The sequence below is a fragment of the Lysobacter sp. TAB13 genome (genome assembly GCF_052113885.1).
Classification (GTDB): Bacteria; Pseudomonadota; Gammaproteobacteria; order Xanthomonadales; family Xanthomonadaceae; genus Lysobacter; species Lysobacter gummosus.
This window is the reverse complement of sequence record NZ_JBFRDR010000442.1, coordinates 1-352: the sequence shown is the minus strand read 5'-3', so window position 1 is coordinate 352 and position 352 is coordinate 1. Positions and strand designations below refer to the sequence as shown.

At 70.2% G+C, this 352-nt stretch carries 1 protein-coding gene; it reads right to left on the bottom strand.

Annotation, left to right across the window (positions count from 1 at the left end; genetic code table 11):
* The coding region (locus tag AB4Y92_RS26885; RefSeq protein WP_441822395.1) for an L-threonylcarbamoyladenylate synthase at nt 1-348 on the bottom strand (348 nt) is incomplete at its 3' end.
* Between the last annotated feature and the right edge of the window lie 4 nt (nt 349-352).

Sequence of the window (352 nt, the reverse complement as noted above, 5' to 3'; positions counted from 1 at the left end):
GCTGGAGACACCGCCGGGCCGAAGCAGTCTGGGTGCCCCATCGAGGCAGGCGATGATCGTCGACTCGACACCGACCTCGGCTGGCCCGGCGTCGACCACGGCATCGATCCGGCCATTGAGATCGGCCAGCACATGCTCCGCACTGGTGGCGCTGACCCGGCCTGAGCGATTGGCGGAGGGCGCGGCGATCGGGCGTCCTGCCGCTTCGAGAATGGCATGGGCAAGCGGATGCGACGGCACGCGCAACGCGACGGAGGCAAGCCCGGCGCGTGCCAGTTCGCTGACCTGGCAAGAGGGCGAGGCCGGAACCACCAGCGTCAAGGGCCCGGGCCAGAAGGCCTTTGCCAGTGCC